This window comes from Paenibacillus thiaminolyticus, from assembly GCF_007066085.1.
GTDB classification, from domain to species: Bacteria; Bacillota; Bacilli; order Paenibacillales; family Paenibacillaceae; genus Paenibacillus_B; species Paenibacillus_B thiaminolyticus.
In genome coordinates this window covers 2,119,209-2,135,179 of record NZ_CP041405.1, presented here as the reverse complement: position 1 = coordinate 2,135,179, position 15,971 = coordinate 2,119,209, and the positions used below count along the sequence as shown (strand labels likewise).

At 50.9% G+C, this 15,971-nt stretch carries 10 protein-coding genes and 1 pseudogene; 5 read left to right on the top strand and 6 right to left on the bottom strand.

Going from position 1 to position 15,971, the window contains the following annotated elements; all coding sequences use genetic code 11:
• The first annotated feature begins 34 nt into the window (after positions 1-34).
• Positions 35-1,174: a cyclic dehypoxanthinyl futalosine synthase gene (gene mqnC, locus FLT43_RS09585; protein ID WP_087445441.1), complete on the top strand. Its 1,140-nt coding sequence runs from the start codon at positions 35-37 to the stop codon at positions 1,172-1,174.
• Here mqnC and FLT43_RS30065 read toward each other — a convergent pair.
• The 6 genes and pseudogenes from FLT43_RS30065 to FLT43_RS09555 all read right to left on the bottom strand — a co-directional run.
• Positions 1,171-1,398, bottom strand: a pseudogene (locus FLT43_RS30065) (IS5/IS1182 family transposase); the annotation flags it as partial. The gene mqnC and the pseudogene FLT43_RS30065 sit on opposite strands and share 4 nt — an antisense overlap.
• 615 nt (positions 1,399-2,013) lie before the next feature.
• Positions 2,014-3,357 carry an MFS transporter gene (gene pgtP, locus FLT43_RS09575; RefSeq protein WP_087445101.1) on the bottom strand — a complete coding sequence of 448 codons (1,344 nt, stop codon included), beginning with the start codon at positions 3,355-3,357 and terminating at the stop codon, positions 2,014-2,016.
• Between the two features lie 3 nt (positions 3,358-3,360).
• Positions 3,361-4,404, bottom strand: coding sequence for an ABC transporter substrate-binding protein (locus FLT43_RS09570; RefSeq protein WP_087445102.1), 1,044 nt, complete (start codon positions 4,402-4,404; stop codon positions 3,361-3,363).
• Positions 4,401-5,219, bottom strand: a complete 819-nt coding sequence (locus tag FLT43_RS09565; protein ID WP_087445103.1) for a DUF3919 family protein — start codon at positions 5,217-5,219, stop codon at positions 4,401-4,403. Before FLT43_RS09565 ends, FLT43_RS09570 begins: the two co-directional genes overlap by 4 nt.
• A gap of 73 nt (positions 5,220-5,292) precedes the next feature.
• Positions 5,293-6,732, bottom strand: a complete 1,440-nt coding sequence (locus FLT43_RS09560) for a sensor histidine kinase (RefSeq protein ID WP_087445104.1) — start codon at positions 6,730-6,732, stop codon at positions 5,293-5,295.
• Positions 6,733-6,766: 34 nt separating this feature from the next.
• On the bottom strand, positions 6,767-7,444 hold the full coding sequence (locus FLT43_RS09555) for a response regulator transcription factor (protein ID WP_087445105.1): 678 nt from the start codon (positions 7,442-7,444) through the stop codon (positions 6,767-6,769).
• A gap of 280 nt (positions 7,445-7,724) precedes the next feature.
• On the opposite strand from FLT43_RS09555, the gene FLT43_RS09550 reads away from it, so the two are divergent.
• The 4 genes from FLT43_RS09550 (at position 7,725) to FLT43_RS09530 (ending at position 15,880) form a co-directional block, all read left to right on the top strand.
• Entirely contained in the window at positions 7,725-8,546 is an 822-nt protein-coding gene (locus FLT43_RS09550; protein WP_087445106.1) for an AAC(3) family N-acetyltransferase, read from the top strand.
• Between the two features lie 1,120 nt (positions 8,547-9,666).
• Positions 9,667-10,584 (top strand): putative sporulation protein YtxC, encoded by a 918-nt coding sequence (gene ytxC / locus FLT43_RS09545; protein WP_087445107.1) that lies wholly within the window; start codon positions 9,667-9,669, stop codon positions 10,582-10,584.
• Between the two features lie 489 nt (positions 10,585-11,073).
• Positions 11,074-13,029, top strand: coding sequence for a threonine--tRNA ligase (gene thrS, locus FLT43_RS09540; RefSeq protein WP_087445108.1), 1,956 nt, complete (start codon positions 11,074-11,076; stop codon positions 13,027-13,029).
• 634 nt (positions 13,030-13,663) lie between these two features.
• Positions 13,664-15,880, top strand: coding sequence for a M1 family metallopeptidase (locus FLT43_RS09530; protein ID WP_087445109.1), 2,217 nt, complete (start codon positions 13,664-13,666; stop codon positions 15,878-15,880).
• Positions 15,881-15,971 lie beyond the last annotated feature (91 nt).

Below are 15,971 nucleotides of genomic sequence, written 5' to 3'. Positions count from 1 at the left end.
CATGCAACTTTTGAGAGAGGAAGTGACTGTGACGATGTCACCGATTGATCGCATTTTGGATAAAGCGCTGCGCGGTGAACGTATCGACACGGATGAGTGCGTGACGTTATTCGCGTCCGATCAGGTAGAGAAGATCGGGCATGTCGCCAACCAGATCATGTTGAAATGGCATCCTGAACCGCTCGCTACGTTCGTCATCGGACGCAATGTGAATTATACGAATATCTGCGATACGTACTGCCGGTTCTGCGCGTTCTACCGTGCCCCGGGTTCCAAAGAAGGCTACGTGCTTCCGGACGAAGTCATCTTCCAGAAGATTCAGGAAACGATCGATGTCGGCGGTACGGAGATTTTGATGCAGGGCGGGACGAATCCGGAGCTTCCGTTCAGCTATTATACGAATCTGCTCACAGCGATTAAGGAGCGCTTCCCTAGCATTATCATGCATTCCTTCTCACCGGCGGAAATATTGAAGATGAAGGAAGTATCGGACGGACTGTCGCTGGAGGAAGTGGTGCGCGCGATTCACGAGGCGGGACTTGACTCCTTGCCGGGGGGCGGCGCGGAGATACTGGACGATCGCACCCGCCGCAAAATCAGCCGCCTCAAAGGCTCCTGGCGCGATTGGATGGATGTCATGCAGACCGCGCACAAGGTCGGCATGAACACGACCGCGACGATGGTCGTCGGCTTCGGCGAGCTGCTAGAGGAGCGCGCTCTTCATCTGGAGCGGGTACGCATCGCGCAGGACGAGTGCCTGGAGAACAAGTATCCGTCCAAGGGCTTCCTTGCCTTCATTCCATGGACATTCCAATCGGAGAATACGAATATGAAGGCAGAGCCGGTCAGTCCGGAGGAATATTTGAAGACGCTGGCGATCAGCCGCATCTTCCTTGATAATATCCCGAACTTCCAGGCGTCCTGGGTAACGATGGGGCCGGAAGTCGGCAAGAAGACGCTGAGCTACGGCTGCAATGACTTCGGCAGCACGATGATCGAGGAGAATGTCGTCTCCGCGGCAGGGACGACGCATAAGGTCAACATCAGCAGTACGCTGCAGCTTATCCGCGAGGCCGGCAAAATTCCGGCGCAGCGGGACACGAAGTACAATATTTTGAAGATGTTCGACGATGAGAACGTGAAGGTGGATCGCGATTTCGTCATGCAGAATTAATTCTGGCGACAGTGAAGGACCGGCGAACGCCGGTTCCAGAGTGTTGACCAACTCCCGCGAAAAAACTGTACCGCGGGAGTTCTTTTATGTTTATTATCAGATGGGTGACCGGTCTTCCAGAGCCAGGCCGCCATTTTTTTGAGGTTCATGGCAGCAGGAACAAGCATCGCTTGTATGGTGTCCCTTTTTAGTCCTCGTAAGGTCGTCCACCGCATACCATGCTTTAGAAACAGGTATACCATAAAATTGCGGATGAAGGAAAGCTTCCAAACGAATACGTCGGAAATATGAAGCCCTGTGTAAAACCAAATGGGTTAGCAGATGTGATATACATAAGAAAAACATTGAAGGTACGAGTGACAATTAGCGTCCATCGGTTCTGGCAGCCTGCAGCAAATGTTGTGACGCCTTGGGCCGGATACTGGTATAGAAAGCTTTGCACTTGATACGGGGACTGCGATAGCTGCTGAAACGAACTCAGCAATTGAGGCGGTGGCGGCGTAATGCCTGGAGGCAATCCTGCTCCAGGCCCTACACCTGGTGCGGAAGGAATTCCAGGTGTGAAAGGCCCTCCCCCTGGTGCCGAAGGAATTCCAGGCGTCCCGCCTGGCGTTGGGATTGGAAAAGGCAAAAATGGACCGAATGCTCTATAGGTAGTCACGGATCTCTCCCTCTCTTATTAGGATTGACATATATCGTTACGCTACAGTATGCACAGGCGTTAGCACATGTTCTTCTTGACCTTCCGCAAGGTTGAATAAATAGGAAACCCTCTGATGCCCAGCCTTGGCAGCGTGACATCAGAGGGTTATTTTTTATCATTTATATCCTGCTGCGACTTACGCTTGGTTCGCAGCGTTAGCCAGCTTCTTCTTGCGACCGATCTGAATCAGCGTCAGGAAGAGTGCGGCCAGTACGCCACTCGCGAGAAGCAACAGGAAGCAACCGTTCCAACCGGAGGATTCGACGATAAACCCAACGAGTGCGCTTGCAGTCAAGTTACCGAACAAGTAAGCGAACAAACCAGTCATACCAACCGTGGTACCTACAGCGAACTTCGGTACGAAGTCGATTGCGCTAAGGCCAATCAGGAACTGCGGTACATAGATGAGACAGCCGATAATGGATACGGCGATAGTAATTACGAGGACGTTCGCAGACTGCCAATACACGAGCGTAGCCAACACGACGCCGACCATGCTGATAATACAGAGCGGCATCCGGTTGCCTTTGAACAACTTGTCGCTAAGCACACCGACGACGAGCGAGCTCAGAATGGCTGCCCATTCGAATACAGCAAATGCAACGTGATACTGCGATTGCGTGAAGCCTTTTTCTTCCGTCAAGTATAATGGTACCCAGTTCAAAACGCCGAAGCGAATGAAGTACACGAATACGTTCGCCAAGCACAGGTACCAGATGAATTTGTTTTTAAGTACATATTTGATCAAGATTTCTTTCATGGACAGCTTGTCGCCGTCTGGATTGCGTTCCACATCGTCATAATCGTTGCGATATTCATCGATTGGCGGCAGACCAACCGATTGCGGAGTATCCTTGCCGCAGAACCATACGAAAATGGCAATAATCATGGCCATAATCGAGGGAACGACGAAAATTCCGGTTTGCCAGTAAGCCGAGCCTAGAATCCCTAATGCAACACCGACGATTGGCGCGATAATGCCTCCGCCGATATTATGGGACGTATTCCAGATTCCCATATACGTACCGCGCTCTTTCTTCGAGAACCAGTTCGCCAGTACGATACTGCAAGGAGGAGCGCCCATGCCTTGAAACACCCCGTTCACGACAAGCATCATGAAGATGAGACCGAACGAGGAAGTAGATCCTAAGATAAGGTTAACGACGGCAGACAAGAACAATCCAACAGCGATAAATCGCTGCGTATGGGCTTTATCCGCCAAATTTCCCATGAAGAATTTGCTTATTCCGTAGGTAACGGCAAGTGCCGCGCTCAACATACCGATTTGAGAAGGGGTGAACCCGAACTCACTCTTCAAATATGGTGTGGACAACGTAAAGTTGCTGCGTACTAAGTAGTAGCCTGCGTAACCGATAAAAATACCGATTAATGTACGCATACGGAAAATTCGGTACATCTTCGCGATCATGTGCTCCGGCAATCGAGGTATGGCGGGAGCTTTTTTCAACCAACCTAACATTCTTCATTCTCCTTGACCTTTTTTGTCCGCACGCATTCTGTTCCAAAGGTCAATGATTTGTTCATGCCTACGCATGGAACTGTGTACAGGTAAGACAGCGGAATTCGCTGCATCCTGCTTGTTCTCGTGAACGGTCGGGGTGCCGTAAGACACTCGTTCCAAGACAGCTGCAGCCTCTTGTGACAAGCTGTAGTTGATGAACCAGTCTGCAGCGGCCTCATTGGGCCCGTTCCGAATTTTCGATATGCCATTGACGAATAGGCTCGCTTTGATCGGAACGCTGCTCACGATATCGAACCCGGCCTCGCGCAGCTTGCGCTGATCTCCCAGAAAGTTGATACCGATTGCATACTCGCCCGAGCTGACGTATTGTGCCGGCATGAAGCCGTTTACAGTAAGCAGACCGATATTGGGGTTCAACTGCCGCAAATAATCGGTAGTTCTCTGCTCGCCCCATGCATCGTATAACGAGGCGATAAACGTGTACGCGGTTCCTGAATAATTCGGATCTGGCATGACGAGCTTGCCGCGATATGCTGGATCAAGCAGGTCTTCCCACGTTGCAGGGAACTTCAACCCGAGCGGCGCAAATTCTTGATTCCAGCGTTCGCGATTAACCGCAATGGATAACTGCTCCACTTCGTAACCAGCCCAATACCCGTCCTCATCCCTGAACGGGAAAGGGATAAGATCCATATTGGCGCTGCGAATCGGGGAGGATAGATCCTCTTCCTTCATCGTCATGTGCGCATCGATCGTTCCGCCAATGACGAGATCCGCTTGCGGCTTCGATGATTCTTGCGACACGCGGCGCAATATCTCCTCTGTCGACAGCCGAATGTATTCGTACGTACATCCTGTTTGTTGACAGAAGGAGGACAGTAATGCACTGCCGACTTCTTCACGAGCGGCCACGTATACAACGAGATGGCGCCCTTTCAAGTCGGGCGTACCATGCTCATCCACAGTAATGGCATGATGATCATTGGAACAGCCTGCCTGCGTAACTAGACAGACGAATAGTAATAGGTAGAGTAATCGTGTCATCTTATATCCGCCTTTGCGTTCTTTCCATGAAGCAGCTTCTCCAAGCCTGCCTGCAAATAGATCGAATTTCCGTTGTCATCGCCCATATACTGCATGACGACATAGTCGGAATACACGACAATATGCAGGATATTGCTGCGGTCATTGTTCAGCTCCTTGTCCTCCTTGTATGCAGTAATAGAGCCGAGCGGCTTCTGCTTGCGGAGCAACAATTGCTTAATTTCGACCAGATCTTTGATTTCCAATGCTTGTTGAATGCTGGACACCAAGTAACCCTTTTCATGATCAGGCAAATTTCCTTGTACGCCGTCAGAGCGGAAAGTGAGCCCCTTTGCAGTTCGTATGAATTGTGCGAAATGCTCGGGCGTATAATAAAGACTTTGCAGCTGAGTCTCCAGGGCAGACAGCAGAGGAGTCTCATGTCCAGGGCCGTAAGACCATTTGCCTAGGGTAAAGGTGCTGCCAAGCTCAAAGGTCTGCTCGCTTCCGTTCAAATATTGGATGCGTCCCGAGAGAATGGCCTGTTCACTGTCGGTATCCGTAGACAGCTTCGGTTCATACTCCTGCTTGATCCGATCCACATAGGATACGAACGCGTGCAGACTTACCTCGTCATTGACATGCAAAGATCCCCATTTCTGATGAGAAATTGTTGCTTGAACAGGAAGGGAATCGCTTACTTTTCGCAATACTTCATGCTTATCGTTGATAATGCCGACCTTCTGATAGACCTGCTCATTCAGGAAGAAGCCGGCAACAGACAGCAATAGAATGATTCCCGTAAAAAGAAAGGCACTCCATATAAGCTTGTTCATTCTGCATTACTCTCCTTGCTCAGCATAAACAATCATCATTTCATAATCTCTTCGTAATTGTTTCATAAATGTATTATTTCGAGCATGTTGGCAGGGGATGTGTATCCAATGCTGCCGGCGAGCGGAATTGGAGCGTGATCGTCGTTCCGATCCCATCCTTGGATTGTATGGACATTTCTCCTCCTTGCAGGGCCATCAGCTGCTTGCATATGAGCAATCCGAAGCCATTGCCTGCGTCCGATGTTAGGGCTGTGTCCGATGAAGAACTGTCGAACCGTGCAATGAGTGAATGGCTTATGCCGATTCCATCGTCCCGGATCGTAATTCGCTCTGCATCATCGCTTGATGTCTGTTGAATCACTAGTTCGGATGCATCGCTATATTTGATTGCGTTATCGAGCAGGTTTAGGAAAATCTGCTTCGTCTTATCCGGATCTGCGACAACCATCGTAGTTACTAGCTCGTTGTACAGCCGAATCTGGTATTTGTCGAGTCGTGGCTGCATGATATAGACGGCTTCGCCCGCAATCGCCGCGATATCGCATATGGTAGGAGAAACCGAGAACGGGCTGTCACCATACTTGGATTGGCTGAGCAGTTCCTCGACAAGTGTAAGCATGCGCTCGCTTTCCACGGAAATATGGCGCAGGCTTTCTTGAACATCCTTCGGATCCTTCAGCCGTGGAATTAGGTTCGAATATCCCATAATCGCGGTCAGAGGCGTCTTCAGCTCATGAGTGACTCGATCCAGGAAATCGCGCTGCTTGTCCTTCTCCCGGCTTAGCTGCTTGATGTGAAGCTCGATTGCATCGGCCATTGCATGCAAGGAATGCGCCAGCTGACTTATTTCCTCATAACCGCTTAGTTCGATACGGCTGCCGTAATGGCCGTTGGCAAGCTTCTTCGCCATATCTCGAAGCTGTTCGATCGGTTTGCTTAGCGACTTGGCGAAGCGATTCGCAATCAACACGGCGGCAGCGAGAATAAGCAAGCAAGCGACCGCGAAGGTGACCTTCATTCGCTTGAGCAGCTGCGATTCTTCCTCCAAGGGCTGGAGGAATCGAATTAATCCGATGACTTGATTGTCGACGTAGATTGGGCTAGAGAACAGCAGCAAGGGAGAAGGAGAGGCCTTTTGAATCATATAGGACTTATTGCCAAGCATCGCTTGTTCCATATCCTGATTCACATAAGACAACGCTCCTCGCTCGGTATCAGCTAGGACAAGATGATGCGCGTTAATGAGCTGGACACGAACACCCATGCGCTTGGACAGATATGAGGCAATGAGCGGCGCGCCTTTTTGAAGCGTGACGTCTGGTTTTCCTTGTTGTTCGCGTTCCACATAGTTGATCGTGTAGATCTGAGCTTCTATGCTTAGCTTTTGCAGCGAATTGACTGCGGAGTGATAAACATTATTCTGCAAAGAAATATCAAGCACGATATAGAGAAAAAGCATGACGGGAATGAATAGGGCAAGAAGTGCCAAGTGAAAGCGTTTCTGTAAAGTCATGGGTTGTCCACCTTGTTCAAAATGGCCGTGCAAATCAACAATCTATTTTGTATCCGACGCCGTAAATGGTTTTGATTCGCTCTCCTTCTTTTCCTAGCTTTTTGCGGAGGCGCTGTATCATAATATCGACTGCTCTCGTATTTTCCGGATAATCAAGCTTCCACACCTTCATAAGGAGATCATCGCGAGTGAAGATGCGCTGCTTATTGGTTAATAACAGCAGAAGCAGCTCATACTCTCGATACGTTAGCGTAATTTCCTGTCCGTTCACAACTATCGCGCGCTTTTCCGGTTCGACATGAAAAGGTCCGCAATGCATGATGCCGGATCCGGAGTTCGTCTGCTCTTGTTTTTTCATCCGTCTTTCGATAACCTTGATTCGTAGCAGCAGCTCGGTGCTGTGGAACGGCTTGACGAGGTAATCATCCGCGCCTAATTGCAGTCCCAGCAGCTTGTCGTTGATTTGTCCTTTGGCGGTCAGCATGATGACGGGAACGTCTGAGTTGCTGTTGCGGAACTCGCGCAGCAATTGATAACCATCTGTATCGGGAAGCATAACATCAAGAATAATCAAATCTATCTGTTGCGCCTGCCATTGTTCGTGCGCGGCTTGGCCGCTTGCGGCCGTGTGTACCGTGTAGCCTTCAATCTCGAGATTGAGACGGATGAGGTTCAAGATGCTCTGTTCGTCATCGACAACTAGAATATTCATCGCGTCCTCCTTCTGGGGTGTCGTTATCATTACTCGCACAAAAAAGCGGCCTGGCAAAAGGCCGCTCCTTCTTCTATTATACGGACATAACCATAACTGTACATGAAATGCTTCATCTTCAAAACGGTAAAAAATACTAGTTAATGCCTCGTAAATCCTTTAAACAAATCAAATATCTGCTTCAAGAGTTTTAAATATTCATTCAAAATGTGAGCAGGGGAATAAGACGGATGATGGCTCGTTTTGAACATGACGACATAAGATAAGGCGGAATGAACATATGGAAGTAATCAGCGGAGATTTAATTACACCGTCCCTATTGAAAAATGACTTTGAGAAACTGGGCGTACAATCAGGAATGAATTTGATTCTTCATTCCTCTATGAAATCCTTAGGCGGTTGGATGGTAGGAGGAGCCATGTCAGTCATATTTGCTTTAGAGGAACAGTTGGGAGAACAAGGAACGCTTGTCATGCCAACGCACACGCCGGACTTGTCTGATCCCTCGACATGGTGCAATCCGCCTGTGCGAGAATCTTGGTGGAAGGATATTCGGGAGCAAATGCCTGCTTTTGATCATGATTTTACTCCTTGCTGGGACATGGGGACTATACCGGAGGTGTTCCGCAAGCAAAGAGGCGTCATCCGAAGCAGTCATCCTCAGCTTTCCTTCGCTGCCTGGGGCGCCAACCGAGTGTATATTACAGCTAATCATAGTCTGGCGTACGGCTTGGGCGAGCAATCGCCGATCGCTCGTCTGTATGAACTTGATGGGTGGATATTATTATTAGGGGTCGGTCACGGCAATAATACATCCATTCATTTGGCTGAATACAGGGCCAATTATGAGCGCAAGAAGGAGATGATTGCGAAAGCTCCCATTATGCAAGGTAATAAGAAGGCTTGGGTTGAATACACGGAAGTGGATTTAGATTCAAGCGATTTCGATGCGATTGGAGCAGATTTCGCGCGGGATACGAATCATGTCCGAGTCGGAAAGGTCGCGAATGCAACCGCCTTGCTCCTTCCTGTTCGAGATATTGTCGATTACGCGACAATATGGATGGAGAAGCATCGTACACTTTCTGATTCCGATTCGTGAACAGGGAGAGGACTCGCGATATGACGGGGAGTTACGCGCGATATGAGCAGGAACGTATCCCGGCCCGGTTATGTAGTGGAGGGTGATCGGGCTTGAGTGTGTAGAATCCTGGAACACTACAGGATTACCTTTTTCTCACAGACAGAATTTAGGGGAATGATGCAAAAGTACAGGAATTCTCCATTCCCAGCTCTGCATAAGTGGAAATTGATAGAAATTCCTGCCTTTCTCAGGCTGTTGGAAAACCCCTGTTTTTTTCGGAGGGGTGATTACCTAATCGAAACTTGGCATTCAGAGCGTCATCGCCTTCTGGAGACATCATAATGTCCTGGGTTTTAATGTGTGGAGGGAATTGCTGCTATTTTACAGGAATTTCGGCTCAATGAGTCCGCATTTCGAGGAATTGCTGCACAGCTACATCATTTTAGGCCCTTTTGAGCTAAGTCGAAGAGAAGCGGGTGAAATTGCTGCAGTTTTACAGGATTCCCTTTCAGGTGAAGTTGTCCCTATCGAATTGCTGTATTTGTGCAGGATTTTGCCTACTGAATCAACGTGTCTTGAGAAACCGTGCAGTTTTGAGGACTTCGCCTATCGGATAGACATTTCATTGTGCAGTTTTCAGGCACTTCGATCAGATAAAATTTTTCTACTGAGAGATAAGTCCTCACGTATCCCCTGCACGTATCCCTGGCACGCTCATCGTATGAATCACCGCATACCGAATGAATCACGCGAATCATGCTCGAATCACGTATGAATCACACGCCAATCATCGTATGTCATGCCCGAAACACACACGAATCACCTGCACGCTCATCTTACGAATGATCGCTCACCGCCTGAATCACGCCCGTGTTACTACATACATATTTCACACCTAAATCATCATACGTATGGTCATATACGCAATACCTCAATTCACCACGCCAAGCGAGCTTTTTTTAACGGGCCGCTCACAGCAGAGCTTTGATCCTCACCGGAACCTTGTCTGACGTATCTTACCAGCTTGTCTGAACAACTCTCCCGTGCTTGTCCGGTTCTCCTTCATTTCCAGAACCCGCTTCGTATATCTGTTTCTTCAGCCCCATATACTGAATAAGGAACAGAAAGGAGTGGGCGTATGGAACTGTTCACGTTAACGCTTCCCAATGCGTCACGGGAAGAGGTTTTGTCTGTAAGCAAATTGCTGCAGCAGGAGCTGGGTGATTTACATAAAGAACAGACGATTGTCCAATTGGATGTCACGTTCGGTGAACAGCTGAGCTCCATTGCATGCAGCGGAGTGCTGCCGGAATTTCAACTGGCGCGACATGGCGCCGAAGTGTGGAATCGAAGTGCCCGCGCGTTGGCCGAATTCATTTTGTCCGCCAAAGAAGAGCAGCTTCTGCGGGCCTTGATTCAGAAGTATACGAGCTATGAGCCGGAAGAATGCGTCAAAATCGAAGATTACTGTCTGCTGTTATTGAGCGGCGGTGACGATACCGGTGGCCAGGAAGCGCGGCGGCGCCGCAAAAAGAAGGTGATGCGGGCTATCCGCAGTTATTTGGAGGAGCATGCTTGCCTTCATCTGGACGGATTCATCCGCTTCCGGCTTCAGCCTTATATGGCCGAGCTCCAGGAAGTCGTCGATTATGCCGTGGATGAATTTGTGCTCGAACGGCAATACCAGGAATTTATCGCGCTGTTGAAATATTTTGTCTATATTCAGGAAACGAAGGTGCCGCTGGCACATCTGATGCATAGCGGAGGCCATGATTTTACCTTGCTGGATGAGGAACTGCAGCCGTTGGAGCCGAAGCATGTCATGGACGGCATGATCGTGGAAATGGTCGATTGCGATATGGAGATGGAGGACATGATTGTGAGCACGCTCATCAATGTCTCTCCGCAAAATATCGTCATTCATACCCGCGAGCCGGATTCGCAGGTCATCAAGACGATTCAGCAAATTTTCGAATCGCGGGTCCATGTCTGTGTCCGCTGCAACGCCTGTCAAACGCTGCTCTGGCAGAAGCAGGAGACGGCGCCTGATTTTTGAGGAATGGCAGGGCTCCAGCTTGACCTCCCGCCGAAAATGCCATATAATATGGCATAATCAAAAATGCGATATCAGTCGCGATGCAACATGCTGTGACGAAGACAACGATGGCGAGATGGAACCGCCCAGAGAGAGGGACCTTGGCTGCAAGTCCCTTCGGAGGCCGCGCCGATTGACCCCTTCGGAGCATTGGGCAGGAACCCCGGAAGCCGGACATGCGGCTCTTCGGACAGTATCGCTCAACGAATCATTCCCGTTACCGAATGCTCAAGAACCGGACAGACCGATCGCAGGGAACCGTTATGCGGTGATGCGAGCGTGCGGACGCTGCCGGTTGAATGAGGGTGGAACCACGGGTTAACTGCGTATTTGAACACTCGTCCCTTTCCAGGGACGAGTGTTTTTTGTTACTCGCGGGCCCGCTGGGGCCGCACGGATGTTGCATATCGATATCGCAGCGCAACAGATGAAATGAGGAGGTCCAGCATCATGTCTATGGTCAAAGTAACTCTGCCCGACGGCTCCGTACGGGAGTATGCGCAGGGCACAACATTGGAGGAAGTAGCCGGTTCCATCAGCAGCGGCTTGAAAAAGAACGCGCTGGCAGGTAAATTGGACGGCGAAATGGTCGATCTGGGGACGCCGCTTGAGCATGACGCCAAGGTGGCGATCGTAACGGCAGATTCGGAGGAAGGGCTGGAAGTGATGCGCCACAGCGCCGCCCATCTGATGGCCCAGGCGATTAAGCGGCTCTATAAGGCCGCGAATGTGAAGCTGGGCATTGGTCCGGTCATCGAGGACGGATTCTATTATGATATCGATCTCGATATTTCGTTGACGCCGGAGGATCTGCCGAAGATCGAGAAGGAAATGACACGGATTATCGGGGAAAATCTGCCGATTACACGCCGCGTCGTCTCCCGGGAAGAGGCGTTGGCGATCTATGAGGAGATTGGCGACGAATTGAAGCTTGATCTGATTCGCGATCTGCCGGAGGATTCGGTGATCACCATCTATGATCAGGGCGAGTTCTTCGATCTGTGCCGGGGGCCGCATGTTCCTTCGACCGGCAAAATCAAGGTATTCAAGCTGCTTAGCCTTGCCGGCGCTTATTGGCGCGGTAATTCGGACAACCAGATGCTGCAGCGGATTTACGGCACTGCCTTCGCGAAGAAGGCGCAGTTGGATGAATACTTGCATTTCCTGGAGGAAGCGAAAAAACGGGATCACCGCAAGCTGGGCAAAGAACTGAAAATGTTCACCTTCTCCCGGGAAGTCGGTCAGGGGCTGCCGATCTGGCTGCCGAACGGGGCGACGCTGCGCCGCACATTGGAGCGCTATATCGTCGATATGGAAGAGCGCCTCGGCTACAGCCACGTCTATACGCCGGTGTTGGCCAACGTCGAGCTGTATAAGACGTCGGGGCACTGGGAACATTACCAGGAAGATATGTTCCCGAAGATGGAGTTGGACAATGAAGAGCTCGTGCTTCGTCCGATGAACTGCCCGCATCATATGATGGTGTACAAGAGCGAGATGCGCAGCTACCGGGACTTACCGGTCCGGATTGCGGAACTCGGCATGATGCACCGCTATGAGATGTCCGGCGCCTTGACGGGGCTACATCGCGTGCGGGCGATGACGTTGAACGACGCTCATATTTTCTGCCGCCCGGATCAGATCAAGGAAGAATTCGCACGCGTCATTACGCTGCTGCGCAAAGTATACGAAGACTTCGGCATCAAGGAATACCGCTTCCGCTTGTCCTACCGGGATCCGCAGGATACCGAGAAGTATTTCCCGGACGATGCGATGTGGGAAATGTCCCAGCGCATGCTCCGCGAAGTGGTCGAAGAGTTGGGCCTTCCGTTCTTCGAGGCCGAAGGGGAAGCCGCATTCTACGGTCCGAAGGTCGACGTACAGATCAAGACGGCGCTCGGCAAGGAAGAGACGCTGGGCACCGCGCAGCTGGACTTCCTGCTACCGGAGCGCTTCCAGCTTGAGTATGTCGGAGATGACGGGCAGAAGCATCGCCCGGTCGTCATTCACCGCGGCATCATCAGCACGATGGAGCGCATGACGGCGTTCCTGCTGGAGAACTTCGCTGGCGCGCTGCCGCTCTGGCTGTCGCCGGTCCAGGCCAAGGTGCTTCCGGTATCGCCGACGTATGAGGCGTATGCCAAGGAAGTAACCGAGAAGCTGCTGGATGCGGGCATTCGCGCAGAGGCCGATGTGCGGAACGAGAAGCTCGGCTACAAAATCCGTGAAGCGCAGCTGGAGAAAATGCCTTACATGCTCGTCGTCGGCGAGAATGAGAAGAATGAAGGCGCCGTCTCCGTCCGCAAGCGCGGAGAAGGCGATCTGGGCATGAAGCCGCTCGCGGAGCTTATTAGCTTGATGCAGGAAGAGATTCGAACGCGCTATATTGCGGAGCCGAAGGAATAGTAACCTGCACGGCCGCCAGCACGAGGACGAAGCCGAAGCTTCACGTGCCGAGTGATCACGAATATGAAGTAATGAAGACGTCTGTCGCTGACAGGCGTCTTCTGTTGTTCTTTGGGGTCTTGTTGACAGTGCAGGAGCTTCGCCCTGTTCAACTTCCTCGGAGCCCGATTCATCGTGATGAGGGACGCTCCATGCAGATCCCCGGTATAGAAACGGAACTGAAACCGGATGTCGCTACTTAAAGGCATTATACTTAGCTGGATATATACATTTTGAAAATGATTCATTCATCGAAAAAGCCCGCCAACGGTATAGAGAAGGTTATAGATTGCGGTGGTTTGGGTCTGGAACTTCTGGAGAAACAACATTTTAAAAACTTAGTGGTAATTCGGCTTAGAGTAGAAAAATAAGCTTTTCGTGCGTGAAAGGATCCCGTCTGGAGGATCATTTTTTGCTTGCTCATAAAATCCCGAATCTTGTTTCGTTATAGCATGACAAGATGAAAAGAGCGGCGGTTGGGTTGCAAGTTTGTAAGTTTTCGATAAGGGAAATCACTGGCACGCCGCTTCTTGTCTCCGTTACAATAAGAGTAACAGCAAGACTTACCAGCAAGGATAAAAGGAGTGGGGAATTTATGAAAATGACAGGACGCCAACTGCTGCATACGACCTTGGCGGCAGCGATGGCCTTCACGATGCTGGCGGCTCCTCTGGCTGGGACAGGCACTGCCTATGCCCAGGAGAGCGCCAAGCCGGGCGCGGCTCAGAATGCTTCCGCAGCGGGACAGACAAAGCGCGAAGCCGCCGCACAGGTTCAATATGATATTCAGGCGAAGCTGGACACCGAGAAGATGACGATTACCGGCAAGCAGAAGGTAACCTACCGCAATACGTCATCCGACCAGCTGCATGATGTCGTCTTCCGCCTGTTCGCCGACGCGAACCGCTCGAAGGAGACCCAGCCGAGCATGTTCGAACGGAACAATGAGCAGATTGCGAAGGATAATCCCGATAAGAAGCCGGAGGACTTCCTTGGCGGAATTGATATGATTAGCGTGAAGGATGCGAGCACGGGGCAGACGCTCGACTTCAAGAACGAAAATCAGGCGCTGACGGTTCTGTTGGCGAAGGCGTTGAAGGAAGGGGAAGCGGTCACGCTGGAGCTGGAGTTCAAGACGAAAATTCCGTTCGGCATGCAGAGGCTGTCCTATTACAAAGACATTGTGAACGGCGCGCATTGGTTCCCGGTCATGTCGGTCTATGACGGGAAGACGCATACTTGGGCGAAGAAGCCGTACAGCAAGACGTTCGAATCCGATTATTATGATATGGCTGATTATAGCGTCAGCCTGAATGTTCCGGATAAGCTTCAAGTGGCGATGCCGGGCCAGTTGTCCGAGGCGGTGGCAGAGCCTGGACGCAAAACGGTCACGGCCCAGGCCGACAACACCCGGGAGCTGGTCTTCTTCGCCAGTCCCAAGTACCATAAGGCGAGCAAGACGGTGAACGGCTTGACCGTGGAATATTATTATTACAATGACGACAATGATCCGAAGAAGACGGACATCATTAACCAATATATCGATCAGGCGTTCAAGGCGATTACCTTCTTCAGTGAGAAGTTCGGTCCTTACGATTATCCGGAATTCCGCATTGTGGAATCCCATGTCGAGGGCGTCGCTGTTGAATTCTCCAGACTCATTCAGATGGGGCTGGTCAGTGCGCAGGACGATCCGGAAAGTAAAACAGCCTTCGTGCACGAGATTGCGCATCAATGGTTCCATTCCATCATCGGCAATGATTCGGAGCATGAATCGTTCCTTGATGAAGGCTTCGCCGACTTCGCCATGGCTTATTTCTATGAAGAGCAGGGCAATAAGATGGCCGGCTTCGACGGCGTGCGGATGGATGAATTTCCGCTGGAAGAAACGATTAACTCGACGAATGACAATGTGGGCGACTCTCCCGATGCCGTATTCTACAAAAAAGGCCGTCTGGCCATCTATGAGCTGTACCGTACGGTGGGGCAAGCCAAGTTCGATGCGTTCATGAAGGCGTATTATGATCGCTACGCTTACCGGAACGCGACGGTGGAAGGGCTGCTGCAGACGGTAGAGGATCAGTTCGGGACCGAGATTCGCCAGCGGATGGATGATAATCTGAACAAGCCGAATTATGAGCTCAAGCCTGAATTCCGGTTGACCGAAGCGGAGAAGGCGAACTTCAACCGGACGACGATGACCCAATTGTACGACGGCATACTTGGGCAGCATCCGGATCTTCCGCAACAATCGATGGTTCGCATCATGTCCAAGACGCTGCATGGCGAGCCGCTCGCGATCGTGCTGAGCGATGCCGTAAGCCCGGAAGCCGCGGCGCAGCAGGAGATCGTGAAGGACAGCCTCCTTAATATGCTGGATATGTCGGGCTTGAAGGCTACGGTGTTGACGGAGCGGCAGGCGGTCAAGAAGAATATGGAGACGACGCTGGCAAAGAGCAATGTTATCGCGATTGGCAATTCGTCGAAGAACGCATTCGTGCAAGCGATGAAGCCTCAACTCGTCGAGAAGTCGGCGCAATCCGGCTTCCCGTGGAAGGAAGTCATGAGCAAGCGCGGTCTCTATGGCGCTTACGGCACGGTTCATCCGTACAACAAGAACCGGCTCGTGGTGCATTATTTCTGGACGGATGATCATGTCAATGACAAGGCGGCAGAGGCCTTTTTGCCAATGGCCGGCTTCAGCACGCTGTTCCCGACGCAGAATTTCCAACAGTATAAAGTATTCAAGCAGGACGGCACGATCTATAAAGAGAAATTTACTGAAAATCCGATTTCCCAAGTATTCCAATAACATCGAAATCGGCATCCATACCGTGGGGGGAAGTATCCCCTGCGGTATTTTGCTATAAACCTGACATAGAAAGTGAAGTGTTTGTGTAAGA

Excerpts from the sequence above, each read along its gene's own strand:
- mqnC (WP_087445441.1), top strand. The coding sequence starts at position 35 with ATGTCACCGATTGATCGCATTTTGGATAAAGCGCTGCGCGGTGAACGT.
- pgtP (WP_087445101.1), bottom strand. The coding sequence starts at position 3,357 with ATGTTAGGTTGGTTGAAAAAAGCTCCCGCCATACCTCGATTGCCGGAG.
- FLT43_RS09570 (WP_087445102.1), bottom strand. The coding sequence starts at position 4,404 with ATGACACGATTACTCTACCTATTACTATTCGTCTGTCTAGTTACGCAG.
- FLT43_RS09565 (WP_087445103.1), bottom strand. The coding sequence starts at position 5,219 with ATGAACAAGCTTATATGGAGTGCCTTTCTTTTTACGGGAATCATTCTA.
- FLT43_RS09560 (WP_087445104.1), bottom strand. The coding sequence starts at position 6,732 with ATGACTTTACAGAAACGCTTTCACTTGGCACTTCTTGCCCTATTCATT.
- FLT43_RS09555 (WP_087445105.1), bottom strand. The coding sequence starts at position 7,444 with ATGAATATTCTAGTTGTCGATGACGAACAGAGCATCTTGAACCTCATC.
- FLT43_RS09550 (WP_087445106.1), top strand. The coding sequence starts at position 7,725 with ATGGAAGTAATCAGCGGAGATTTAATTACACCGTCCCTATTGAAAAAT.
- ytxC (WP_087445107.1), top strand. The coding sequence starts at position 9,667 with ATGGAACTGTTCACGTTAACGCTTCCCAATGCGTCACGGGAAGAGGTT.
- thrS (WP_087445108.1), top strand. The coding sequence starts at position 11,074 with ATGTCTATGGTCAAAGTAACTCTGCCCGACGGCTCCGTACGGGAGTAT.
- FLT43_RS09530 (WP_087445109.1), top strand. The coding sequence starts at position 13,664 with ATGAAAATGACAGGACGCCAACTGCTGCATACGACCTTGGCGGCAGCG.